The organism is Flavisolibacter tropicus (assembly GCF_001644645.1).
Classification (GTDB): Bacteria; Bacteroidota; Bacteroidia; order Chitinophagales; family Chitinophagaceae; genus Flavisolibacter; species Flavisolibacter tropicus.
The window spans coordinates 1,086,217-1,111,000 of the sequence record NZ_CP011390.1 but is presented as its reverse complement, the minus strand read 5'-3'; the positions used below and the strand labels follow the sequence as shown (position 1 = coordinate 1,111,000).

General features: G+C 40.4%; 21 protein-coding genes and 1 other RNA gene. 14 read left to right on the top strand and 8 right to left on the bottom strand.

Translation table 11 applies throughout. The annotated features are described in order from the left end of the window. Window positions 1-105 precede the first annotated feature (105 nt). A complete protein-coding gene (locus SY85_RS04500) occupies window positions 106-2,610 on the top strand; it encodes a DUF5686 family protein (RefSeq protein ID WP_226999005.1) in 2,505 nt (834 codons plus the stop codon). Here the strand turns inward: SY85_RS04500 and SY85_RS04495 are convergent. The 3 genes from SY85_RS04495 to fbaA form a co-directional block, all read right to left on the bottom strand. Beyond that, window positions 2,588-3,877: a flavin monoamine oxidase family protein gene (locus SY85_RS04495; protein ID WP_148661115.1), complete on the bottom strand. Its 1,290-nt coding sequence runs from the start codon at window positions 3,875-3,877 to the stop codon at window positions 2,588-2,590. The two genes, SY85_RS04500 and SY85_RS04495, sit on opposite strands and share 23 nt — an antisense overlap. Before the next feature lie 134 nt (window positions 3,878-4,011). Further along, window positions 4,012-5,067 carry a class I fructose-bisphosphate aldolase gene (locus tag SY85_RS04490; RefSeq protein WP_066401996.1) on the bottom strand — a complete coding sequence of 352 codons (1,056 nt, stop codon included), beginning with the start codon at window positions 5,065-5,067 and terminating at the stop codon, window positions 4,012-4,014. A 149-nt stretch (window positions 5,068-5,216) separates the two neighbouring features. Then, window positions 5,217-6,284, bottom strand: coding sequence for a class II fructose-bisphosphate aldolase (fbaA, locus tag SY85_RS04485; protein WP_066401995.1), 1,068 nt, complete (start codon window positions 6,282-6,284; stop codon window positions 5,217-5,219). A gap of 870 nt (window positions 6,285-7,154) precedes the next feature. Here fbaA and SY85_RS04480 point away from each other — a divergent pair. From SY85_RS04480 to SY85_RS04470, 3 genes are read left to right on the top strand one after another with little or no spacing between them, the layout of a single operon-like run. Further along, window positions 7,155-8,537: an efflux RND transporter periplasmic adaptor subunit gene (locus SY85_RS04480; protein WP_082886296.1), complete on the top strand. Its 1,383-nt coding sequence runs from the start codon at window positions 7,155-7,157 to the stop codon at window positions 8,535-8,537. Between the two features lie 40 nt (window positions 8,538-8,577). Beyond that, complete coding sequence (locus SY85_RS04475) at window positions 8,578-11,730, top strand: efflux RND transporter permease subunit (RefSeq protein ID WP_066401994.1); 3,153 nt, start codon at window positions 8,578-8,580, stop codon at window positions 11,728-11,730. A 3-nt stretch (window positions 11,731-11,733) separates the two neighbouring features. Continuing rightward, a complete protein-coding gene (locus SY85_RS04470) occupies window positions 11,734-13,119 on the top strand; it encodes an efflux transporter outer membrane subunit (protein WP_066401993.1) in 1,386 nt (461 codons plus the stop codon). A 109-nt stretch (window positions 13,120-13,228) separates the two neighbouring features. Here the strand turns inward: SY85_RS04470 and SY85_RS04465 are convergent, their stop codons facing one another. The 4 genes from SY85_RS04465 to SY85_RS04450 form a co-directional block, all read right to left on the bottom strand. Then, window positions 13,229-14,305 carry a hypothetical protein gene (locus SY85_RS04465; RefSeq protein ID WP_066401992.1) on the bottom strand — a complete coding sequence of 359 codons (1,077 nt, stop codon included), beginning with the start codon at window positions 14,303-14,305 and terminating at the stop codon, window positions 13,229-13,231. Window positions 14,306-14,308: 3 nt separating this feature from the next. Beyond that, window positions 14,309-14,782, bottom strand: a complete 474-nt coding sequence (locus tag SY85_RS04460) for a hypothetical protein (protein WP_066401991.1) — start codon at window positions 14,780-14,782, stop codon at window positions 14,309-14,311. Between the two features lie 31 nt (window positions 14,783-14,813). Continuing rightward, window positions 14,814-15,632, bottom strand: a complete 819-nt coding sequence (locus SY85_RS04455; RefSeq protein ID WP_226999004.1) for an ABC transporter substrate-binding protein — start codon at window positions 15,630-15,632, stop codon at window positions 14,814-14,816. 864 nt (window positions 15,633-16,496) lie between these two features. After that, window positions 16,497-17,852 carry a pyridoxal-phosphate dependent enzyme gene (locus SY85_RS04450; protein ID WP_066401989.1) on the bottom strand — a complete coding sequence of 452 codons (1,356 nt, stop codon included), beginning with the start codon at window positions 17,850-17,852 and terminating at the stop codon, window positions 16,497-16,499. Between the two features lie 43 nt (window positions 17,853-17,895). Here SY85_RS04450 and SY85_RS04445 point away from each other — a divergent pair, with 43 nt between their 5' ends. The 3 genes from SY85_RS04445 to fsa all read left to right on the top strand — a co-directional run bounded on the left by SY85_RS04445 (window position 17,896) and on the right by fsa (window position 19,412). After that, window positions 17,896-18,165, top strand: coding sequence for a hypothetical protein (locus SY85_RS04445; protein WP_066401988.1), 270 nt, complete (start codon window positions 17,896-17,898; stop codon window positions 18,163-18,165). A gap of 413 nt (window positions 18,166-18,578) precedes the next feature. Then, window positions 18,579-18,678, top strand: an RNA gene (ffs, locus tag SY85_RS04440) — signal recognition particle sRNA small type. Window positions 18,679-18,761: 83 nt separating this feature from the next. After that, the gene (gene fsa, locus SY85_RS04435; RefSeq protein WP_066401987.1) at window positions 18,762-19,412 is read left to right on the top strand and encodes a fructose-6-phosphate aldolase; all 651 of its coding nucleotides are present in this window, start codon (window positions 18,762-18,764) and stop codon (window positions 19,410-19,412) included. On the opposite strand, the gene SY85_RS04430 is transcribed toward fsa, so the two are convergent. Then, the gene (locus tag SY85_RS04430) at window positions 19,413-19,832 is read right to left on the bottom strand and encodes a hypothetical protein (protein ID WP_066401986.1); all 420 of its coding nucleotides are present in this window, start codon (window positions 19,830-19,832) and stop codon (window positions 19,413-19,415) included. Window positions 19,833-20,040: 208 nt separating this feature from the next. Between SY85_RS04430 and SY85_RS04425 the strand changes: the two genes are divergently transcribed. The 7 genes from SY85_RS04425 (at window position 20,041) to SY85_RS25870 (ending at window position 24,754) form a co-directional block, all read left to right on the top strand. Next, window positions 20,041-20,619 carry an RNA polymerase sigma factor gene (locus SY85_RS04425; RefSeq protein ID WP_066401985.1) on the top strand — a complete coding sequence of 193 codons (579 nt, stop codon included), beginning with the start codon at window positions 20,041-20,043 and terminating at the stop codon, window positions 20,617-20,619. After that, entirely contained in the window at window positions 20,597-21,805 is a 1,209-nt protein-coding gene (locus SY85_RS04420) for a porin family protein (RefSeq protein ID WP_066401984.1), read from the top strand. Before SY85_RS04425 ends, SY85_RS04420 begins: the two co-directional genes overlap by 23 nt. A gap of 23 nt (window positions 21,806-21,828) precedes the next feature. Continuing rightward, a complete protein-coding gene (locus SY85_RS04415; protein ID WP_066401983.1) occupies window positions 21,829-22,236 on the top strand; it encodes an OB-fold protein in 408 nt (135 codons plus the stop codon). 22 nt (window positions 22,237-22,258) lie between these two features. Next, the gene (locus SY85_RS04410) at window positions 22,259-22,639 is read left to right on the top strand and encodes a c-type cytochrome (protein WP_066401982.1); all 381 of its coding nucleotides are present in this window, start codon (window positions 22,259-22,261) and stop codon (window positions 22,637-22,639) included. A gap of 9 nt (window positions 22,640-22,648) precedes the next feature. Next, window positions 22,649-23,191 (top strand): YceI family protein, encoded by a 543-nt coding sequence (locus tag SY85_RS04405; protein ID WP_066401981.1) that lies wholly within the window; start codon window positions 22,649-22,651, stop codon window positions 23,189-23,191. Window position 23,192: 1 nt separating this feature from the next. Next, complete coding sequence (locus SY85_RS04400; RefSeq protein ID WP_066401980.1) at window positions 23,193-24,065, top strand: DUF5777 family beta-barrel protein; 873 nt, start codon at window positions 23,193-23,195, stop codon at window positions 24,063-24,065. Between the two features lie 161 nt (window positions 24,066-24,226). Continuing rightward, window positions 24,227-24,754, top strand: coding sequence for a zinc metalloprotease (locus SY85_RS25870; protein WP_226999003.1), 528 nt, complete (start codon window positions 24,227-24,229; stop codon window positions 24,752-24,754). Window positions 24,755-24,784: the final 30 nt, after the last annotated feature.

Genomic DNA, 24,784 nt, shown 5'->3' with positions numbered 1-24,784 from the left:
TTTCTGTTCTATAACAGAAAAATTATACCAGAAACCTAGATTTGATCTGATATTAAGGTATTGTTATTGTACATATCCGAACTAACTGAACTGTAACTTTACAATATGATGCCTGGGCTTCGGAAAAGATTACGTGCAATATTTTTGTTCCTTTTATTTTTCAGTGCTACACAATGGGCCGCGGCGCAAGCTAGAATAATTACAGGTATTGTTACTGATCAGCACTCAGCAGAACCTGTTCCTTTTGCCTCAGTTCGATTTAAAAAATCAGGTATAGGTAAACTAGCTGACTCTTCAGGTGCATTTCATCTGGAAGTACCCGCAGAAACAATCGATACGCTACAAATAACTTCAGTAGGCTATGAAGATTTCAACTATCCAATTGACTTCACTACTCTGAAAAAAGATAGTATTCGGCTGCAGGTTCAATTGATACCAGGTAAAATATATGTTGGTGTAGTAGTGAAAGCAAAGGTCAATAGAGGGTTGCAGCTTTGGAAGCGAATGGTAAAGTTTAAACCCAAGAATAACCAGTTTCGTTTTGACAACTTCACATATGAATTATACAATAAGCTAGAACTCGATCTTAAGAATATTAAGAAAGATAAATGGGTGAATGCACCATTTATGAAACCCTTCTCCTTCATCTTTGACAATATTGATACTTCAGACGGAGTACCTATACTGCCGGCTTATATGAGTGAAGCCATCTCCCAATACTACTATCAAAAATCGCCAGTACGTCGAAGGGAAGTTTTTAAAGGGGTGAAAACATTGGGCATTCAAAATGAAAGTGCCGCGCGGTTATTAGGTGGAATGGACCAAGTGGTGAACGTGTACAACAACTTTATCCCGGTATTTGACAGACAGTTTGTAAGCCCACTAAGTGATAATGGCGATAATTATTATAATTATAAAGTACTTGATACACAATATGTAAATGGCCGACGCCTGGTGCATTTCATTTTTGCTCCAAAACGAAAAGGCGAAAATACGTTTGAAGGTGATGGTTGGGTACACGATAGTACGTTTGCTATTCAAAAATTAAACCTTCGCTTAGGTAAGGATGCTAACGTAAATTTTGTTGATCAAATAAGTCTTATTCAGGAGTACCAGTTAATTAATGATAGTACCTGGTTTTTAGCGAAAGATAAGTTTGTTGTGGATATCAGCCCATTGAACAAAAGTGGTTTATCCTTTATTGGGCGGAAGACAACAACCTATAGGAATATTGTAATCAATGACCCTTCTGTAGAGCGGGAACTGGCAAAAAATAAAAAGACTGAGGAAACAGTATTGCCCCAAGATGCATTGGTGAAAACTGACACTTTTTGGGAGGCCTCGCGCCATGAAGATTTAAGCGCTACAGAAAAGGGTATCTATAAGATGGTAGATACACTGTTGGGTTTGCCAGCCTTTAAGCGTGCTACTAATACGATCAACTTTATTAGTACGGGCTATTATAATATTAATAAGTTTCAAATTGGCCCTTGGCAGAATTGGATATCTGGTAATTATGTAGAAGGCTTGCGACTGCGCTTTGATTTAGCTACAAATAGTAAGTTTAGTCAAAAGGTAGTGTTTCATGGATACGGCGCCTATGGTTTTAAAGATCAGAAATTTAAGGGTGAGTTTGATGCCATGTATTTATTGAATAGAAGTCCGAGAAGCTATTTATACGGCTCTTATGTAAATGACTTTGATTATGGGCAGAATTATTATGGTGAGATCAGCTCTGACAACATATTTGCATTGGCCATCCGAAAAAATGGGGTGCCAATCAAGTATATCAAATTAGAAGAGTATCGTTTGGATGGGTTTAAAGAATGGCATAGTGGATTATCGGTACTGCTTTCTGGAAGGCATAAAGCCTATAACCCCGTTCAAAACTTGCCATCGAAGGAATTGTTTACGCAATCTAAGGCTGATCCGCTAACAACGTTTGAGGCTTCTGTAAGATTACGTTTTGCCTACTTGGAAAAGTTTCTTGAAAATACCTTTTACCGCACCAGTTTGGGAAGTCCTTACCCTATAATAGAAGCCAAATACACAAAGGGAATAAGTGGTATTAATAATAGTGCGTATGATTATCATAAAATAATGGTAGGTGTCAGCAATTTTAAAAAGATACCACCCTTTGGTAGTATTTACTACAATGTGTTTGCCGGGAAAACGTTTGGTACTTTACCCTATGTTTTTTTGGATATAGCACCGGGTAATGAAATTTATTATTACAACCGCTATGCTTACAATATGATCAACCGCTATGAGTTTATTCATGATAAATATGCGGGGATCAATTTTGAACACAACTTTGGTAATGGCCTGTTTCGTTTATTGCCAACGCGGAGATTTGGCTTTCGACAGTTCTGGACAGCTAAGGCTTTGTGGGGTAGGCTATCTGATGCTAATAAACAGCTGAACTTTGTAGGTCAGCATCCTTTTCAAACACTAGATGGTAAAACCTATTTAGAGCTTGGAACAGGGGTTGATAATATATTCCGAGTATTACGTGTAGACTTTGTTTGGAGGGCCTTGCCAAGCAATATTTCACCTACTTATACCGGGAAACGATTTGGTGTATTCTTTAGTTTCCGTTTTTCTTTTTAGAGCGGGCTATAATGTGTTGCGCTGTTTCTTTGCCACTATTAAATGCAGCTTCTACTGTTCCAAGTTCTAATCCATGAAACCAACCTTCACCCGCAAAGAAAATCGTATTGTCTATACCTGCCTTTATTGTATTCTTAAACTGGTTTTCATTGACCGTATCGTAAGAATATGCGCCACGGGTATATGGATTTTTACTCCAATTGTTAAGGCACCAACCTTTTAGTTGTTTTTTTAGGAATGCATCTGAAACATTTAAAATGTTTGCTAATGCATGAAGTGCTTTTTCACACAACTCTTCTTTTTCAAGAAGAACTAAATCCTTAGCTTGGCCACCAGCAGCCCAGCCAACTAATACCGGTACTTGTTTGGGAAATTGCGTCCACCAGGTTGGAATGACTTCGTCAGAAAAGAGCATGGATAGGTCTTTTAACTCACTGTTTTCTTCCCAAAAAGCTGTCTTGAAGGAAAATAAAATTTTGATGGCTGGTCCGTAACCTAAACTGTCTAACGCTTCATGTAATTGAGGTAAGGTAGGGAAGAAGGCTATGGTATTATTCCGTAAAACTTCCAACGGGGCGGTAATAATAACCATCTCTGACTGAAAGGTTTGGTTTTTAGTAGCAACCATTACTTCGCCTGGTTTCCATTCGATAGCTAAAACAGGGGTGTCCAGCATTATTTTGCATCCCTGACCTTGTACTTCTTTGACTAGATAGTCTATGATTGTTTTGTAGCCACCTTCAATGCGGTAATCCTCGTCATCACTTTCTTCTAATTCTTCTTTCAGGGCAAACGTACTGACACGGTTTATATCGCCCGCATAGTAGCCTTCAACGTAGCTTTTAAGCCCCTCTCTAATTTCCTCATCTTCCGGAAAGAAGGTGTTTAAAAACTGTGCGATGGGTATGTCTTCTTTTACTTCATCCAAAGCATTCAATACTTTATCACTACCAAGAATTTGTTCTTCACTTTGGAACAGCCTCCCGTGCCTATGTTGCCAAAAGCTGCCTTTTACTTTGTGCCATTTAGTTCCTGCTTTTTTTACCAGTTTTTTTGTAGTTGGTAAATTGCCGTGTACAAACTCGGCACCCAATTCTATTGGTATAGGGAAATTGTCATCTGTTATAGTTAGGATGCGACCGCCACAGCGGCTTCTGGCTTCAAGTATTAATACCGATTTACCCGCTGCTATAAGCTCCCAAGCAGCCATGAGGCCTGCGGCACCGGCACCCACTATAATAACATCGTATGGTTTATCTATTGGCATAGTATACGTAATGAGCAAATAATATGCTATACAATGAATGAATTGTTAGCTTGAAAATAGAGGAATAATATTGGAGAAGAAACAAATAAAAAGCCTCACTAGTTAGTGAGGCTTTATTGTGCTTTACTACTTTATTAAGCAATAGTGATAGAATCATCCAGGTATACATCCTGAATAGCATTCAGCATTTCTACTCCATCGCCAAATGGACGCTGGAAGGCTTTACGGCCAAGAATCAAGCCCATACCGCCTGCGCGTTTGTTGATAACTGCTGTGGTTACAGCCTCTACCATATCACTTTCACCTTTACTTTCACCGCCACTGTTGATCAAGCCAATACGACCATTGTAGCAGTTTAATGCCTGGTAACGTGTCAGATCAATTGGGTGATCAGAAGATAATTTTTCATAAACCAGCTTATGGGTTTTACCATGCTTGGTTGCATTGTAACCACCATTGTTGGTTGGTAATTTTTGTTTGATGATATCGGCCTGCAGGGTAACACCCAGATGGTTGGCCTGGCCTGTTAAATCGGCTGCTGTATGATAGTCAACACCATCTACTTTAAAGGCGTTATTGCGCAGGTAGCACCACAAGATGGTAACCATACCCAATTGATGAGCATATTCGAAAGCCTCAGCAACTTCTTTAAGTTGACGAGCACTTTCAGCAGAACCCCAATAGATGGTAGCACCTACACCTACTGCTCCCATATCCCATGCGCTTTTAATGGTACCAAACATGGTTTGGTCAAAGCGGTTAGGCATGCTTAAGAACTCATTGTGGTTGATCTTTACAATGAACGGAATTTTATGCGCATACTTACGACTCATAATGCCTAATACACCATAAGTAGAAGCTACTGCGTTACATCCGCCTTCAACAGCCAGTTTAATAATGTTTTCTGGATCGAAATAGATGGGGTTTGGTGCAAATGCTGAACCGCCACTGTGTTCAATGCCCTGGTCTACAGGAAAGATGCTGCAATAGCCTGTGCCACCTAAACGGCCATGACTTAATAAAGCCTGCATGTTGCGCAATACCTGATTGTTACGGTTAGAATTGATCCAGGTTTCATCTACATGATTTGGAGAAGGTAAGTGCAAGCTGTTCTTGCTAATTGTTTCGCATTGGTGGTTTAATAAATACTCTGCCTTGTCGCCCAATAACTCAGAAATGTTTTTTGGCATAATGGTAAGGTTTTAGAAAGCAATCGTTTTTTAATTAGTGCGGCAAAGATAGGAGATGCCAAATATTAGCAAAGTAACTGTGTACCATTGACATAATGTGTACTGGTGACATAAAATGAAAGAGCCCTGTGTTAGCAGGGCTCTTATTATCAGGCGTTTCTATTAATACAATTAAGATCTTCAAATGCTACTTCCAAGCGCTTACTAAAGCTTTCTTCTGCTTTACGCAGCCAAACTCTAGGATCGTAGTATTTCTTATTGGGTTTGTCTTCACCTTCGGGGTTACCCAGTTGGCCCTGCAAATAGCCTTCGTTCTTTTTATAATAACCATGGATACCTTCCCAGAACGCCCACTGCAGGTCGGTGTCAATATTCATTTTGATAGCTCCATAGCTAATTGCTTCGCGGATCTGGTGTTGAGGCGAACCACTACCGCCATGGAAAACAAAGAAAACAGGTTGAGGGTCTGTACTGTATTTCTTTTGAATATATTCTTGGCTGTTCTTCAAAATTTCGGGGCGTAACTCTACATTGCCCGGGCTATATACACCGTGCACATTACCAAAGGCTGCAGCCACTGTAAATAAGTTGCCGACTTTTCGTAGCTCTTCATACGCATAGGCTACTTCATGAGGCTGTGTGTAAAGCTTTTCATTTTCAACGCCACTATTATCTACACCATCTTCTTCACCACCTGTTACGCCTAACTCAATCTCAATACCCATTTTTAAGGGAGCCATTCTCTTGTAGAAGTCTACTGAAGTAGAAATGTTTTCTTCAATTGGTTCTTCTGAAAGATCCAGCATGTGTGAGCTGAAAAGTGGTTGTCCTTTTTCTTTAAAATATTGCTCGCCAGCGTCAATTAATCCGCTAATCCATGGCAACCATTTATGTGAAGCGTGATCAGTATGCAGCACTACTGGGACACCATAATACTTTGCCACATTGTGAATGTGTAAGGCCCCTGATATAGCGCCAGAAATGTTGCCTTGCAGGTTGTCGTTGGGCATGCCTTTGCCAGCAATAAACTGGGCGCCGCCATTTGAAAACTGAATAATTACAGGAGAGTTGACCTTTGCGGCTGTTTCCAGTGTAGCATTGATACTATTGGTGCCAATAGTGTTTACTGCAGGTAATGCAAAGGCGTTTGCTTTTGCATCTTTGTAAAGCGCTTCCAGTTCTTCTCCGAACAAAACGCCAGACTTGTATTTCTTCATGATTTTAACTTTCGGGTTTAAAGATTATCATTCCCAAAAGCAAGCATCGTTCCTTACGAAGATACATTTCTCTTTAATTCAGTTGGCAAAGAATTCCTAAAGGGCGGACCGCGGATTGGTGGAATTCTAATTTGGATTTGCAGGATAAGAGACTTTTCGTTTTTAGTGTTCCTTCACTATTTGTCTTTTCTATCTTTTGACTTGATACAAAAGCGCACGCCTCCGGTCCGCTTAGGGCGGAGAGCATCCACGCACAGCAATGCTCCAATATCTTGGTTATTATTTAGCATAGGCAAGTTACTGTAAGCATACCTTCCCAACGTTGGGAGCAGGGAGCTTAGAAACTAAAGACTGCTGCTATGCGTAAATACTTTATGCGCTGTATATTCCACACGTCTATGATAATTAGGCGAATCTGAAAATACAGGGCGGGATAAAAGGCGCTGGTCTACTCTGTTGTTGAGTTAAGGTGGAATCAGTTTTTGTTAAAGTAAACTTTGTTTTGATTGAAGGGGAAGACAACTACTATATAGCGGCATTAGGTGGCGCTAAAACTTTAGAACCCCAGAGGAATCACGTCGGCTATTTAGGAAACTACAAATTGATAAAACTAGCTAAAAGACAGAATTGAAGGGGGCTAAGCAAAGACCTTAGCCTATTGATATTCAGCAGTTTTGGTACGAAATAATTTGTTGAGCTTGATTCTGTAAAAGAACAATGCCAAAAAATCAAAATGAAACTAGAGAATGGCGCTTTTGAAGTGTCTTCTTTATGTTAAACTGTTACTATTACTACATTTCGATACTGTACTCAACTTTGTAAAAATGACTCTTTTAGGGGAGTTGTGTATGGTTAGGAAATAAAAGTTGTATGAATGATACATCTATTATTATGGTAGTAGAAAATTTGCTAAAGGGGTTACAAAGACCCATTAAAAGTAAAGCCTTGTCCAATACCCGCATGGGTACATGCCTGAAGCATTCTTGGATGGAATCATTGAGTAAGATTATCGGGTATGCCTCTCTTTTAGCGACATACTTAACTATTTCTCTTTATACTTCAAGATCGCAGTATTATAAACGAATAAATGATGACAGAGCATTTTGTTTAGGCTATTTCATGAGAAATATTCCAATACTACTTCTTTATTTCTCCTTCATTGTTTTATGTGGTTGCAAAGGCAAAAAAGAAGGTGCAGCACCACAAGTTATTCCTGAGGTGAATGTGATAACAGCGGTGCAGCGTAATGTGCCTGTATATGCAGAATATGTGGGGCAAACGTTTGGCCAATCTGATGTTGAATTACGCTCAAGAGTGGAAGGTTGGGTGCGGAGCATCAATTTTAAGGAGGGTTCGGTAGTAAGTAAAGGCCAATTGCTATATGTTATACAAGATGATGAATTAAGGGATAGAGAACAGCAGGCACAAGCGCAGCTTTCTCAATCAAACATTTTATTAGTGAAAGCCAAGTCAGACCTTGATAGGGTAAAACCGCTTGCCGAAATGAATGCATTAAGTAAGCGTGATCTTGATGCAGCACAGGCTACTTATGATGCACAGGTTCAGGCGGTTGTTGCTGCAAGAGCTGCATTAAACAATGCTCGAATACAGTTAAGTTATTCAAGGATCAATGCACCTATCAACGGCATTATCGGCATTACAACTGTTCAGGTTGGCGATTATGTAAAAAATGTAGGACAGCCACCTCTTAACACCATTTCAGCGGTAGGCGCCATGCGGGTTCGTTTTGCCATTACTGAAAATGACTATTTAAAATATAGTCAGAGATTAGGCAAAGAAGGATTGAAGAATATTAGCGTGCAGTTTATATTGAATGACGGTTCTGTATTTCCAGAAGAAGGAAAGCTTGATTTTGCTAATCGCGAAATAGATCCGGCTACCGGTTCGCTATTGGTACAAGCATTGGTGGAAAATAAAACAAAGCTGCTGCGTCCCGGACAATATGTGAAAGTGCGATTTAAATCGGAGGAAATTACCAATGCCATATTAGTGCCACAACAGGCAATTAACCAAATGCAAAGTGTATATATGGCCTTTGTGGTAAATGATAGCAATAAGATAAATCCGAAACCTGTAAAAACCGGGCCTCGTGTGGGAAGCAACTGGGTTATTACAGAAGGTTTAAAACCCGGAGATAAAGTTGCGCTTGTAGGCAATTCTATCGTTAAGCCGGGCATAACCATTAAACCTGTTATGACTTCCTATTCCTACGATTCTACTTCTATAAAATAATTTACCAGGACAAGGGATGTAACCTTCTTTATACAAATTCATGAGTGAGTTTTTTATAAGACGACCAATTTTTGCGATGGTATTATCCATATTCATGGTGCTTCTGGGCCTTATGGCCCTGCGCGGTATTCCGGTATCACAATACCCTGAGATCACCCCGCCAATGGTACAGGTTAACGCCTCCTATACGGGTGCTAACTCCGTTAACATGGAACAAACAGTAGCTACACCCATTGAACAACAAGTGAATGGAGTAGAGCGCATGCTCTATATGCGTTCTGTAAATGCTAATGATGGAACTACCCGACTGGAAGTCTCTTTTGAAGTAGGTACGAACCTTGATAATGCCAACATGCTGACTCAAAACCGTGTATCACAGGCATCGCCCTTTCTTCCACCAGAGGTAACTGCACTGGGTGTGACCACAAAGAAGTCGCTCACATTTCCGCTAATGTTGGTTTCACTTTCCTCTCCTAACAGTACCTATGATTCCAAATTCCTGAACAACTATGGATTTATAAACGTTGTGGACGAACTCAAACGTATCAATGGTGTTGGCGATGTGTTTGTATTTGGCGGATCAGAATATGCCATGCGCGTGTGGGTGAAACCAGATCTTCTTTCAAAATATAATCTTACTGTACAGCAAGTGATCAGTGCATTAAAGGCTCAAAACGTGATAAGCCCGGGCGGAAGTTTTGGAGGTGAACCAGCAGCCCCTGGAACGCAAAATACATTTACAACCCTTTTACAATCGCGTCTTATTACTGAGCAGCAGTTTGCTAATATCATCCTCAAATCGAACGCTGGAGGCGCCTTAGTGCGGATGAGTGATGTTGCCCGTATTGAACTTGGAACTGAGAACTACACCATGAACAGCCGTATCAATGGCTCAAGTGCATCTACTATTGCCATTTACCAGATCCCCGGGTCCAATGCGCTTGCCGTTGCCCAAGCGGTTCGATCTAAAATGGAAGAGTTGCAAAACCGTTTCCCGCCTGATATGAAGATGGATTTTTCACTCGATACCACAACGGCGGTAACAGCTGGTATTGATGAAATCATGCATACCCTCATAGAAGCAGTGATCTTAGTGATCCTGGTGGTATTCCTCTTCCTGCAAGACTGGAGGGCTACGTTAATTCCGTTACTCACTGTTCCTGTTTCGCTCATCGGTACTTTTATTGTATTTCCACTGCTTGGGTTTTCTGTGAATGTGCTTTCGTTACTTGGGCTCGTTCTTGCTATTGGCCTAGTGGTTGACGATGCCATTGTGGTTGTAGAAGCGGTTATGCATAACATTGAGCACGGAATGGCGCCACGGGAGGCAACAAGCCAAGCCATGAAAGAAGTAGGAGGACCGGTTGTCGCCATCGCTATAATACTTTCGGCCGTATTTGTTCCTATGGCGTTCACGGGAGGCATTACAGGAAGATTGTACCAGCAGTTTGCGCTTACCATTGCAATATCCGTGTGTTTCTCTGCATTGAATGCGCTTACCTTAAGTCCTGCGCTTGCCGCCTTGTTACTAAAGCCCAAAAAAGAACAGAGAGGAATTCTTGCGCGTTTTTTTGCGGGGTTCAACCGAATGTTCGACCGCTTTACAAATGGTTATGTGAGTGTGGCCAACTTCTTTGCCCGCAAACTAATGATCTCGCTTTTGATCCTTGGCGGTATCATTGCCTTGACTGTAGTTTTAGGAAAAAAGATTCCATCTGGTTTTGTGCCCGAGGAAGACCAGGGATACTTTATCATAAGCACTTTACTGCCTGATGCTGCTTCCCTGGAGCGCACTGATAAAGTAACTCAAAAGGTAGAGAGCATCCTTAAAAGCATTCCGGAAATAGCGTTATATACTACAGTAAACGGTAATAATCTTTTGAACAATACGGTAGCGCCTAATGCAGCCACATTTTTCATCACCTTAACCCCTTGGGATGACCGGCATAAAACAGCTTTGGATGTTGTCAGAGAGGTCAATGCGCTGTGCATGAAAAAGGTTTCTGAAGCCACTGTTATCGCAGTGGGGCCACCACCGATTTTGGGATTGGGAAATGGTGCCGGCTTTACAATGATGCTTCAGGACCGTGCAGGAAATACACCTCAGTATCTAGCAGAGCAGTCGCAACGGTTTATAGCAGCCGCCAGCCAGCGTCCTGAGATCGGCAGGATATACACGCTGTTCCGTGCCAATGTGCCACAGAAAAGTATCCAGATAGACCGGGAGAAGGTCGATAAACTTGGATTGGACCTTGCTCAAGTGAACAGCACAATCTCGTCCCTGCTTGGAGGATCATTTGTCAACAACTTTAACCAATTTGGTCGCCAATACAAAACCTATGTCATGGCGGATGCGGATTTCCGTATGCGGACAGAGGATCTTCAGCAATTTTATGTTACAAATGCAAGTGGGGAAACAATTCCTATAGGAACAATTGCTCAAATTTCAGATACCTCCGGACCGCAATATACCAATCACTTCAACATCTACCGCGCTGCTGAAATCAATGGTGTGCCTGCTGCGGGGTATAGTTCTGACCAAGCCCTGAAGGCCCTGAAAGAAGTGGCTAAAGAAGTATTGCCTGCTGATATGAGTTACCAGTGGAGCAATATGTCTTACCAAGAAGAAGCGGCAGCAGGTACTGGGGGCAGGGCCTTCCTGTTGGCACTTTTATTTGTGTTCCTCATTCTTGCTGCGCAGTACGAAAGCTGGAAACTTCCTTTCAGTGTGCTGTTGGGAACACCATGGGCTGTTATGGGGGCCTACCTTGGACTGGCAATTGCCGGCATTTTTTCACTTAGTTATGTGAACAACGTATTTGCTCAAATCGGGTTGGTAATGCTCATTGGGTTGAATGCAAAGAATGCGATTTTGATCGTGGAATTTGCCAAGATGAAAAGGGATGCAGGAGAAGACACCTTGCCAGCATCGCTAGATGCAGCCAGACTTCGTTTCCGGCCGATCCTAATGACATCGCTGGCCTTTATACTTGGTGTGGTGCCGTTGCTTACAGCAACTGGTGCAGGAGCGGAAGGGCGAAAAGTAATGGGTATGGCAGTATTTGCAGGCATGCTAGCTGCAACCATTATAGGTGTATTGCTTATTCCGGCATTCTATGTCTTAATTGAAGGAAAAAAGAAAAAAGTGCCCACGAAAAATGACACTGCATCTACTTCAACAGAACATGCATAAAAAATGGAAGTAAAACATTTATATCGTTACCTGTTTTTCAGTGTATTTGTTTTACTATCAGGCTGTATGGTAGGAAAAAAGTATTCCCAACCTACAGCTCCCACGGGTATTACTTACAGAGATACAACAGCAACCGATACCTCATCATTGGTAAAGTGGTTTGACTTGTACCAGGATACGGCATTACAAACTATTATCAGAACCACAATCTATAATAACCGAGATTTGCTTACCGCATCTGCAAGAATTGAAGAGGCGCGTGTGCAATCGGCAATTATCAAAGCAAACCTTTACCCACAACTTAATTATTCAGCATCTGCAGGTGGCGGCCATGCCGGCAGTGAAGCGCAAAAAGTGCCGGGTGGCATTGAAGGTGGGTTATTAAATTTATTCGCTGTATTGGATTGGGAATTGGATATATGGGGAAAGTTAAGGCACAGCAGTAGGTCGGCTGTAGCACAATTTCTATCCGAAGTTCAAAACCGGAATGCATTACAGGCAAGCCTAGTTGCGGAAGCAGCCTCTGAATATTTTTTATTGAGAGATCTTGATAACCGGCTTCTAATTGCTCAACAAACATTGTCAGGCAGAAAAGAAAACACCCGAATTATTTCGGACCGGTTTAGCAAAGGATATGTTGCTGAAGTAGATAAACTGCAAGCTATACAACAGGAGTATATTGTAGCAGCAACCATACCTTCATTGAAGAGGCAAATTGTAATTATAGAAAATTCTCTTCGACTTTTAATGGGTTTAGGTCCGGGTAGTGTATCAAGGGGGTTAAGCAACTTTGATCAAACTGTTTCACCTGATATTCCTATTGGTATTCCCTCATTATTGTTGGAAAGAAGGCCAGATATTATGGCTGCAGAAAAATCGATGCAAGCGCAATTTGAACTGGTTGGTGTTGCAAAGGCAAACCGGCTTCCAACCATTAGCCTTACAGGAATACTTGGGTTTGCCAGCCCGGAGTTAAGTTCATTCATTAATAGTAAGGGGGCAGTTGCTAATGGTTTTGCAGATATTACCGGGCCTGTTTTTAATTTTGGACAGCGAAAAAATGCGGTAATAGCACAAGAGCAACGGTTTGAACAAAATTACCAACAATACCAGAAAATAGTATTGGCTGCATTTGGAGATGTAGACAATGCACTTACCTCATATAGAACTTATTCAGAAGAGCATAGCTTGCGTAGAGAACAGGTAGAAGCAGCACAGAAGGCGCTGACACTAGCAAATGCGCGGTATGACAATGGTTACACTTCTTATGTTGAAGTAATATTAATGCAAGACAATCTCTTTGATGCTCAATTTGAAGAGTCTCAGGCTTTGCGAGGCAAGCTTACAGCCATTGTACAACTCTATAAATCATTAGGTGGAGGTTGGTAAAATTATACACATGTAAAAGTTCGTAGTAGTCAATAAACAGTTCCGAGCAATTCTAGTCTTTGACTATTGCAGAATCAATAATACTATTAATCATACATTATTTACTTCCTTAATCAGTGATATTTCCAAGGTTTTGCTGAATACGACTTAGGTGTGGCCGTAAGGAGAAACGGAGTACCTGTTTTACAAGTTCGCCCATTGTGCGGCATTTTAGCAGGGTGGTGGTTTGAAAGTGATCTGCCAACTCTTGTTTTAGTTTCCTTCTTTTTTCATCTGTTGAAATGGTGTCCTTGCTCATTATGTTTAACAGGTCCATTACACGATAACGCTTAGCTGCCATGCGTAAAGCAATAAGGGTGCGTTCTTCTGCTTGGTATTGTGCAATACTTTCTGCGTTCAAGTGTTTTAGTGTTAGTTCTACAAACGGCAGGTTTTCTTTAAAGAACTGGGGTAGATAAAGACTTTTGCGCCCTTCATAAGACTGTTGGTCAAAGTCGATAGCCCGTATTCGATACTGGTAATCTTCAATATCGGGAGATACATTTACTACAAAATTGTAGCTACGCATGTCGCCCAAGAGGCGGATAAAACACCGCTCGTTGAACTTGACAAATTCTTTGGCTAAGCGGATCTTATTGGTTTCTGGAAGATGTATATGATTTTGAATAAATACATCGCCAGGCAGGCCGGCTATATGTTCTTCAACCAATGTATCATTTCCAGTAAGGTAGGTAATCCGGTTCGGCGAAAGGATGTGTTCTAATTCTAGTCCATAAATACGAGAGGCGTCTTCCTTTTTTATATAGTAATGGTCGTAGTTGTCGTTAAAGCGGTTAACGATACGGATACGAAATGGGTTAGAATTTCCAAACGTGCAATAATCGATACGCGCTACGTCCAAATGTTTGGTAAACGTATAATCGCCTTCCGTTTTTAAAATGGCGTAGAGGTTAATGAGGCTTTCGCGTAGAAAGCTCCACTCTTTCATATCATACAAGGCCTTTTCCCAAAGCGTATCACGCCCTTGTTTGTCGCGCAAAGGAACCGAGTAGGAGATACGCTCCAAATCGGAATAGGAAATAGGAAGGGCTATTTCACGTCCATGGGTTTTCAGGTAATTGCGTAATTCCTTATTAACAGGGAAGAAGGGTTTCTTCCGGGAGGGTTTATCAGTTTCGTTCTGCATCTATTATTGAGGAATAATTATTTGATTATTTTTAATAGCATTCCCATAAATAAAAAGTCGTTGTTCTGATAACTCTATTCGATCGAAGGTGTATAATAAATAAACTGGACTTACTAGAGGTGGTGACCTATGTTTTTTCTCTACATCCAAAAGTATTTCATAAGCAAAGTCAACTGCAAATTCGTAGGCTACTAAAGAATCCAGTCTTAAAAGTGCTGTAAAATCTATACCATCATATTCTTTTAGAATCTGGCCAAGCCTTCCCCAATCGTTAGGAAAATTTTGGGCATCAGCTTTTATCTCACTAAAAACTCTTTCTGACCACTCCTTAAGATCTTTAACGTTAATGCTCATTTTATAAAGGCATATTGGCTTATTCACCTGTATATTCTGCCCGAAATTCATAGCGCATACACCCCAGTTTTGTGATGCCTCATTATCGTTTCCAAAATAGCATTCTACCATAGACTTATGCATGCATTGTAATTTAGGCCACTAGTAAATATAACTATATAAGTGAGGCAATCTCTTCTTGCAATTGCTGAAGATGGGCTGGTGTGTGCAGAAGTCTGCTTCCATACCAGCTAAAGGCTTCCCCATCTACCAGCAGGATTTTGGTATGGGGCAATTGAGCCTGTAACTCTTCAATATGCTTTTGCTTAAAAGGATAGGGCTCTGAGGAAAGAAGAAGGAGGTCGCAGTTTAAAGTCTGAAGTTCTGCAATTGTGATTTCTGGATAACGTTGTTTTGAACCATAGATATTCTCCAGACCTGCAAGTGATAAAATGTTATGTATAAAGGTGTCGCCTCCTACCGTCATGTAAGGGTCTTTCCAAATCAGGTAGCAGGTATTTAATTTGAGGTTTGAGGTTTGGGGTTTGAAATTGAAAAAGGCACTTTCGATTCGTTTAGATAGATCTTCTGCACGTTCTTTTTTATTGGTAATCAAGCCAATTTGTTCAATCATTTCTAGTGCCTCTGGAAGGTTATTTACATCGCTTATCCATACAGGGAACTCTTTTGCTAAGGCTTCAATTTGTTCTTGTACGTTTTCCTCTTTATTAGCAATAATTAAGTCAGGATGGAGTTCTCGTATCTTATCCAGGTGTAAAGTTTTAGTGCCGCCAATGCGGGTTTTGGTGCGGAACCATTCTTTAGGATGGATACAAAACTTAGTAATGCCTACAACCTGTTCTTTTAATTCTAAGTCATACAACAGTTCTGTTTGGGAAGGTACCAGCGAGATAATACGCTTTGGTGTAGCTGGCAAAGTAACAGTTCTATTAAGTTGGTCAGTATAAACAGGCATTACTGCTTTTGTATGCAAGATAGGGTGATGAAGTGTAAATAAGGGACAAGGGACAAGGAGTGATTAGTGATGAGTAATGAGGAAGGGTTGACAAGTTAACAAGTTGATAAGTTGACAAGGGAGAGAAAAATGAACAAGGAACAAGGAAGAAAGAAAGGAAAAAGGTAGGAAAAGATGCTCAAGTGGCTATCACCAACCACCTGCTGATTGGGTAGTCAGCAGGTGGGTAAGGATTTTCCTGTTTTTCAAAGGGAAAGGGGTGATAGGATTACAATTTTAGTCCGTTGGTGTAAGGATAGCAACTTCTCATAGACAAAGGATTAAAACGAGGCGATTTTCGTAAGATATCGGATATCAATTTTCATTGGTTTTTCAAAATGTTCTTCCAATTAAGGAAGAAGTTGATTGATATTGGATTGGTTTAATTAGGATTTGGACGTAAAGATGTTCTTGGACGGTTCTGGTTTTTTACTGGATACTGGTGGTTTTCTAGAATTGGATGGATGTTTGGTTTTTTTCTAGATACTGGATTTGTTTATCAATCAACTTCTGACACAAAAATAGCTCGCACACAAAGCACAATCAATTGCAGATTTGCCCTAATTTCTATTTATGGTATTTACGTTGGTTGCCGTAAACAAACGGGGAAGCTTATGTGGTAATAGCGAAAATGTGGTTGGTAGATTTACGATGGTCTTTAGCGCTGTTTGGGGCTTTTACAAACTTATTCTACGATGATCGATTACTAATTATGCTTTATTGTCATGTGTTATTGTACAAAACGAGCGTTATTCGTAAAACTACGTTGGTGCGATTTGTAAAAAAAGCAAAAGGCGCTTGTAGTAAGCGCCTTTCTGAAAAATATTGCGTAAAAACCGCAGCTTATGCTAAGGCTTGTAATACGTCGTATTTGGTAACAATATGGAAATTGCCACTCTCGTCTTTAGCCAAAACAGCACCGTTCTCTTTATTTATAAGAGTGCCTATTTTTTCAACAGGGGTATCTAAACCTACTATAGGGAAAGCTGCATCCATTACACGGTCTACTCTTTCTGTTTTAATATCTGGATTATGGAATACCCGTTGGAATAAACCGCTTTCAGAGATAGAGCCAACCAGTTCACTATCTTTAATTACTGGAATATGCTCGATGTCGTATTTCTTCATCAGCTCAACAGCCTCTGCTACTGATTGTGTAGGTTCTAAAGTGATCAAACGTTGCTTGCCTCTGGCATTAACCACATCTTTAAATGTTTTTACATCAAAGAAGCCACGCTCAGCCATCCACTGGTCATTATAAACCTTGGCAACATAGCGGCTACCGTGGTCGCAAAGCAATACTACTACCACATCATTCTTCTTCAATTTGTCCTTTAACTGGAAAAGCCCCTGTAAGGCACTACCTGAGCTATAGCCACAGAATAAAGCTTCTTCGCGAGCCAGGCGACGGGCTACAACAGCACCATCTTTATCGGATACTTGTTCAAAGTAGTCGATAACGCTCATGTCGTAGTTGCCAGGAACAAAGTCTTCACCAAAACCTTCTGAGATGTAAGGGTGTACTTCGTTCATGTCGACTTCGCCAGTGCGGAAGTATTTTGTTAACAGTGAGCCTTCCACATCAATTGCCCATACCTGAATATTGGGGTTCTTTTCTTTCAGGAATTGAGCTGTACCTGTAACTGTACCACCTGTACCTGCTGTAGCAACAAAATGCGTGATTTTTCCATCAGTTTGTTCCCAAAGCTCAGGTCCAGTAGTTTCATAGTGCGCCAAGCGGTTGGCCAGGTTGTCATATTGGTTAAAATGGAAAGAGTTAGGAATTTCTTTGTTCAGGCGGGATGCCACTGAATAATAACTTCTTGGATCTTCTGGCTCTACGTTAGTAGGGCATACGATCACCTCAGCACCTAAGGCTCTTAAGATATCAACTTTGGATTGGGATTGCTTATCGGTAGTGGTAAAAATACATTTGTAGCCTTTTACAACAGCCGCCATAGCTAAGCCCATACCAGTATTACCAGAGGTGCACTCAATAATAGTTCCGCCGGGTTTGAGTTTGCCTTCTTTTTCGGCCACCTCTACCATTTTCAGAGCCATACGGTCTTTGGTAGAGTTACCTGGGTTGAAGTATTCAACTTTAGCGTAAACCTCGCAGGGTAGGTCTTTTACGATCTTGTTCAGTCGGATCAGCGGCGTGTTGCCAATGGTTTCAAGTATGTTATTTTTTACATTCATAGTCTGTAATTGACGGCGCAAAGATAACCAGAGATTTGCAGGATTGGTTAAAGGATTAAAAGGATTAAGAAGGCATTTAGGAATTTCTGATTTTAAGATATCTGGTTTCAAGATCGGGGTTCATTTAGATAGCACCGATGGCGTGTTTGAACCACAGCGGAAATTGTCTGAACCGGGATTTGGGGAGATTAAGGGATTAGGAGGAAGAAATAATGAACAAGGAAGGAAGAATGAAGAAGTGGAAGAAATGTTCAATGCTCAACTCTTAATGTTCAAGGTACAAGTAAAGAAAGGACTTGCTCTACAGGGGTAGTTTTGTATCTTTAGGTTCTTCTCTTTTAAGGTGTTTTCAGCCTTTCTTATTATACTTTTCTTTACTATTTCTTATGGGTTTATTGAGTTGATCAGGTAGCGTGATACGGGCCAAGGTACGGTTGAGGTAGGGCTGAAGAAGGGGTGAGGTACGGAGGTAAGTAGGCTTCCATGCGGAGTAACCATGAAGGGACAGAGGAGTAGCTATGAAGGAACGTAGGAGTAATTGGCAAGGATGGGAAAGTGCATATAGTATTTTATATTTTAAGTAGTTGAGTAGAAGAGTGATAAAGAGTGGTTAGAATTGGTTTTAGCAATTGTGAGTAAATGCTGGTAGAGCTTTAAATGTCTTTTATTCAATCATTTAGTTTGAATATTTTGTTTTTTATAAACTAAAAGGTTCTATATTTGCGGCGGCAGGTCTTGCACGACCAGCTCCTGCTGAACTCCCCCAGGACCGGAAGGTAGCAAGGGTAGGCGGTTGTAGCGGTGCGATGTAAGTAGCCTGCCTTTTTTTTATGCCCTTTATGGGCTTTTTTTATTTCTACTCAGAGGCGGTTAATTGCTCTATATTTGCCCTCAAATTTTACCACTTTTATGAAATTTTTTATCGATACAGCGAACTTAGAGCAGATTAAAGAAGCTCATGCACTAGGTATTTTGGATGGGGTTACTACCAATCCTTCGCTGATGGCCAAAGAAGGTATCAAAGGTGAAGAAGCTATTGCAAACCACTACAAGACCATTTGCGAAATGGTTGATGGTGATATCAGCGCAGAAGTATTATCTACTAAGTACGAGGATATCATTGAAGAAGGGAAGAAACTAGCCGCTATTCACCCCAATATTGTGGTGAAAGTGCCAATGATCAAAGATGGTGTAAAAGCTATCAAGTATTTTACAGATAACGGTATCCGTACCAACTGTACATTGGTATTCTCTGCAGGTCAAGCAATTTTAGCAGCTAAAGCTGGTGCTGCTTATGTTTCTCCATTTATTGGCCGTATCGATGACAGCGGTTGGGATGGTATGCTGTTGATAGAGCAGATTGCTACTATCTTCACTGTTCAGGGTTATAAAACAGAGATCCTGGCTGCTTCTATCCGTAATGCTAATCACATTGTACGTGCTGCAGAGCTAGGTGCTGATGTTTGTACTTGTCCGTTAGACTCTATTCTGGGTCTGTTAAAGCATCCTTTAACAGATATTGGCTTGGCCAAATTCCTGGAAGATGCTAAGAAAATGTAATTAGGCGTTGCGATCTGTGCGTTTTTTACGCTGGTTGGATCGCATCATCTCATCTAATATCTCTTCATTTGTTTTAAGGGGCTCATCAAAGCCCCTTTTTCTTATATAGATGGTAACTTCCTTCCAAATTTGGGGGTTATTTTTTAGAATAGCCTTTACTGTCACTTTTTCTCCCTTGTAAGAACTATCAATAAAGAGGTCGTTTCCTTTAAAAAAACCGGTATTGGCTAAAAAGGTAATCTGAGATGAGTCTAAAGGCTGCCAACTGCCATCTGTAAACTTACCGTCTATATTTATATAATTATAAAACCCCTTTTTTAGACTGTCTGTGTAAAGATTAAAATGTATGCTCTCTACCTTTTGAGCATGCAAACCGTTATACAGAGCAATTAACATGAGCAGTAAGGTTAGCTTTTTCATTCAGATGGAGTTTTAGCAAAGTTCACCAGTGAGACGTTAATGAAACTTCAATGGTTGAGTGGTTAACAGAAATTTAGGGTGTGGTAGCTTTCAGGAGTAATTGAAAGTTATGCCTTTTTCTTTGTAATTTATTAAGTTAAAGGTCAGGCAACCAAATTTTCAACTTACCGTATTATGGTTTAAACACACAGCTGCTGGATTGGAAGACATGCACGCCATATTAGAGGGATGTATCCGTAATGATCAAAAGTGTCAAAAGGTACTTTATGAGCGTTACTATGGCTATGCCTTTAAGATTGTGTTTCGATATATCTACCGTTATGAAAAGGTGCCGGATATTGTGAACGACGGGTTTGTAAAGCTGTTTAAAGGCTTAAAAACCTTTAATAAATGGGAGAGTACCAACCTGGAAGCCAGTTTTTTAAGCTGGTTAAAGCGAATCGTTATTAATACGGCGATTGATGAACTAAGAAGAAATAACCTAATGCCTGAAATTGGGAATATTGACGAGACCATATGGGAACATACTACAGACCAGGCTTCTGCTGATCATTTGCTTCGCTATAAGGAACTCATTTCTGAGGTCAAAAAATTGCCACCTGCTTATCGGACTGTGTTTAACATGTATGTGATAGATGGGTATGATCATCAGGAGATAGCGGCACACTTAGGCATTTCCGTTGGAACCTCTAAATCAAACCTATTTAAAGCAAAGGCTTATTTACAAAAACTGTTGACCAAAGAAGCTCAACAACAAACTGGACATGCAATTTTTAGACAACGATAGTAGCGATTGGGTGCGTAAGGCTGCCGAGGACTATCCCGTAAAACCAATTGGGATGGATTGGGATGCCGTTTCCAAGCAGCTTAACGAGGAAGAGCCGGTAAAAAGGATTGCCGGTTATGCACTGCTTCGTTATGCGGCTATGATCATCTCTTTTATGCTGCTTAGTTTGGTATTAAATAAATACCTGCGTTTGGATTTTGATAAACGCTATGCAGGTGCTCCAGTTAATAATAATCAGCCAAAAACAACCAATGATGCGGTTGCTCATGAGATAGGTACTAATAATAAAAATAGCGGGCCATCGGTAAATATTGGAAATGATGGTCGTAAATGGTCTGTTCCTAGTGTAGTAAATGATCAGGGAAATGTAGCAGTTAATAATGGTGTTGTATCAGAACAATTTACTGATTTAGATAAAAAGACCGTTTCTGCTATTGGAGCCAATGAAGTTTTCGGTGCAGGTTTAGATTATAAGAAAGCCTTTGCTTTATCAACGTCACAAATTGACTTATTAAGCAATAATAAATTGGTAAAAGAAAATCCTGCGATTGAATCTTCCCCTGAGGCGCAACCGAATAAAAAAGGTATGGCAAGGAGGGGCGTGTTCTATGCCGGCATGCTGATGGGACCAGATTTTAGCACTGTAAAGATGCAAAAGTCGAATGGGCTTGGTTATAATTTTGGTATTCTTTTAGGCTATAAGATATCACCAAAATGGCAGTTGGAAAGTGGCGTTTTGATTAACCACAAAACTTACTATTCTGATGGCGAATATTTTAATATTGAAAAATCTTACCTGCCACAACATACCTTAATTTCTAAGGTAGATGGTTACTGTAATATGTTTGAGATTCCTGTAAACATCCGATATAATATCTCTCAAAAGAACCAGTCGAGTTGGTTTGCAACAGCTGGTATTTCATCTTACCTCATGAACAAAGAAGATTACAATATTACCTATTCACGTTATAATGTGGAGTATACAGGTAATAAGGTTTATTATAATGGAGCCAATAACTGGTTGACAGCTGTTAATGCCAGTGTTGGCTTTGAAAAGGCGGTCAACCAAAAATTACACTTACGTATTGAGCCTTATTTAAGATTGCCTTTGAAAGGAATGGGAACTGGAAGGCTTCCAATCAGTAGTGGTGGTTTAAACCTGGGCGCTAGTTATCCTATAAAATAAACGCTTCAATAGCCAACGCAATTATGAGTAAAAAGACCATCTTTTTAATAGTAATCATTGTATGTCTTATTGTGGCGGGTTGGGCATATTACCTATATCAAAAGCCACGGGCTGGAGTTAAAGGAGTAGATGCAGACTATACTATAGCAGCCGGGAGCCTTTACCAGGCATTTGTAGCCAATGAAGACTCCGCCAATAAGATTTATGTTGACAAGGTGATACAAGTGGAAGGTAAAGTGCAGCAAGTAGAAACCACTCAAGAAGGCGCTAATGTGATCTTAGCTTCTAATGTTCCTGATGGTGGTATTAACTGTACATTTTCAACTAAAAATGAATTGCCTAAAGTGGGAGACCAGGTAGTTATTAAAGGGCGTTGTACCGGCTTTTTAATGGATGTAAGCCTGGTGGATGCTGAAATAGAAAAGAACTAATCCATATCTAAATGTAATAAATATGAATCGATACAAGCCTTTATGGGCACTGGTTTTAATTCTTTTGGTAACATCATGTGCCAAAAGTAACGAAGAGGCAGAAAGAGCTGAAATGGGGGGCGCAGGAAACTGTAATACTACCAACATGTCGTATGCAACTGATATAGCACCCATATTGCAAGCCAATTGTTATGCTTGCCATAGCAATGCTAATCAGTCTATTTCTGGGATTAGCCTTGAAGGACATAGTAATTTAAAGAAGGTGGCTGACGATGGAAGACTTATAGGCGTAATTACGCATGCAGCAGGCTATCCACCTATGCCGCAGATTGGACCAAAACTTTCTGACTGTAATATTAATAAGATCAAAAGCTGGGTAAATAGTGGTTCACCAAATAACTAATACCAACTTATGAAAGTATTATCTATAACTATAGCTGCCGTTTTACTTAGCATGTTTGCCAGCTCGCAACCATTGATAACCAGAAACGGCTTCTTAGGTTTCTATTCGAAGACGCCAATGGAAGATATAAAGGCGGAAAACAATCAGGTGGTAGCCGCTATTGATCTGCAGAAAAAATCCCTTGCCTTTTCTGCGTTGGTCAAGAGTTTTCTTTTCCGTAAGGAACTGATGCAACAGCATTTTAATGAAAACTATGCGGAAAGTGATACGTATCCTAAAACCAGCTTTACAGGAAGCTATACTGGAGAAGTGAATACGCAAAAAGAGGGTAGCTATCCTGTACAAGTCAGTGGTAAGATTACCTTTCATGGTGTTACCAAAGATGTTACCGTTCCTGCCGTATTGCAAATTCAAGGTGGTAAACTAACGGGTACCGCTAATTTTCAATTATTACCAGGCGATTTTAATATTAAAATACCATCCGTCGTACGCGATAAGATAGCAGAGCGTATTGATGTGAAGGTTAAAGTAGATTACCCTATCAATCATTAATATGCAGAAGTTTTACATCTTTATATCTTTTTTACTTTTTGGATCCTGTATTAAGGCACAGGACTCTTCATTGGCACAACTTGTAAATGATTCTTCAATCAATGAAAATAGCATTGTTAAAGGCACATTTAAGGCTACACAGATTGTAAATATGCCTACGATCGAGTCTCCGGCAAAGGGAGGGCTGCAATTCATGATCATGCACCGCTTTGGACGATTAAATGAGGGCGCTTATGAATTATGGGGGTTAGATAATGCCACTATCCGGTTTGCATTGGATTATGGAATATCTGACCGCTTGTCTATTGGAATAGGTAGAAGCTCGCATGATAAAACTTATGATGGCTCCTTTAAATGGAAAGCCTTGCAACAGAAAGAACAAGGCATGCCCTTTTCGGCAAGCTTATATGGTTTGATCGCTTATTCAACATTAAAGTACAGCGATAAGCCATATCTGAATGGTACCTTCCGTACTTCTTATCTTACGCAAGCACTTCTGGCAAGAAAGTTTTCCAGGAATCTTTCTTTGCAATTAGCACCAAGTTGGATGCACTTTAATCTTGTGCCAACAGAGGAGGATAATAATAATGTTTTTGCTATTGGCTTTGGGGGACGTATGAAAGTATCTAAGCGTGTTAGTATAAATGCTGAATACAACTATGTGCCTGATGGCCAAATAGTGACAAATGACATTACTAATTCGCTTTCTTTTGGAATGGATATAGAAACCGGAGGACACGTTTTTCAACTGGTATTTTCTAATTCCCAAGGGATGGTTGGGCCTGCGTATTTAGCCAAAACAACCGGCAAGTGGGGTGATGGCGATATTTATTTCGGCTTTAATATTACAAGAGCATTTACGCTTAAACGATAGTCTTTCTTGCGCTGTGTTGTTATAGAAGTTCGGGTCCTAGGCCCGAACTTTTTTGTTGTATAATTCATTGAATGTATTATCTTAGAAGTCTGCCAGTCCTACAATAAAGCCGAACATTCCTACCCAAGTAAGCTTTTTACTTTAAACATACACACAGATACATGAAGAAACTTACCCTCTTAGGTTTGTTACTGGTTTTATTTGCCCTGTCTTGTCAAAAAGCAGAAGTACCCCATGAACAGCTTGATGATGAATCTAGTCAGATTGTAGAGCGGAAATGTGCGGCTGATGATATTTTTCAGGCACAACTAGACGCAGATCCCAATTTTAGACGTAAGGTAGACGATATTGAAACCTTTACCAGGAGGATGATTTCCAGTGGCGAATTAAACAAATCAAAGCTGGTGGGATCAACAATAACGATCCCGATAGTTGTACATGTGCTTTATAATAAAGCCGCTGAGAATATTTCTGATGCACAAATTCAATCACAAATTGATGTATTGAATGAAGACTATAACCTGCAGAATGCTGATAACACAAAAGTACCTTCAACTTTTTCTGGGGTAAAAGCCAATGTAGGTATAAAGTTTACCTTGGCTCAAGTAATCCGGAAGTCTACAAACAAGAAAAGTTGGGGTACGAATGATGCCGTTAAGAAAAGCAGTATGGGGGAAGTGATCCAGTAGATCCTGCTCATAATTTAAACCTATGGTCGT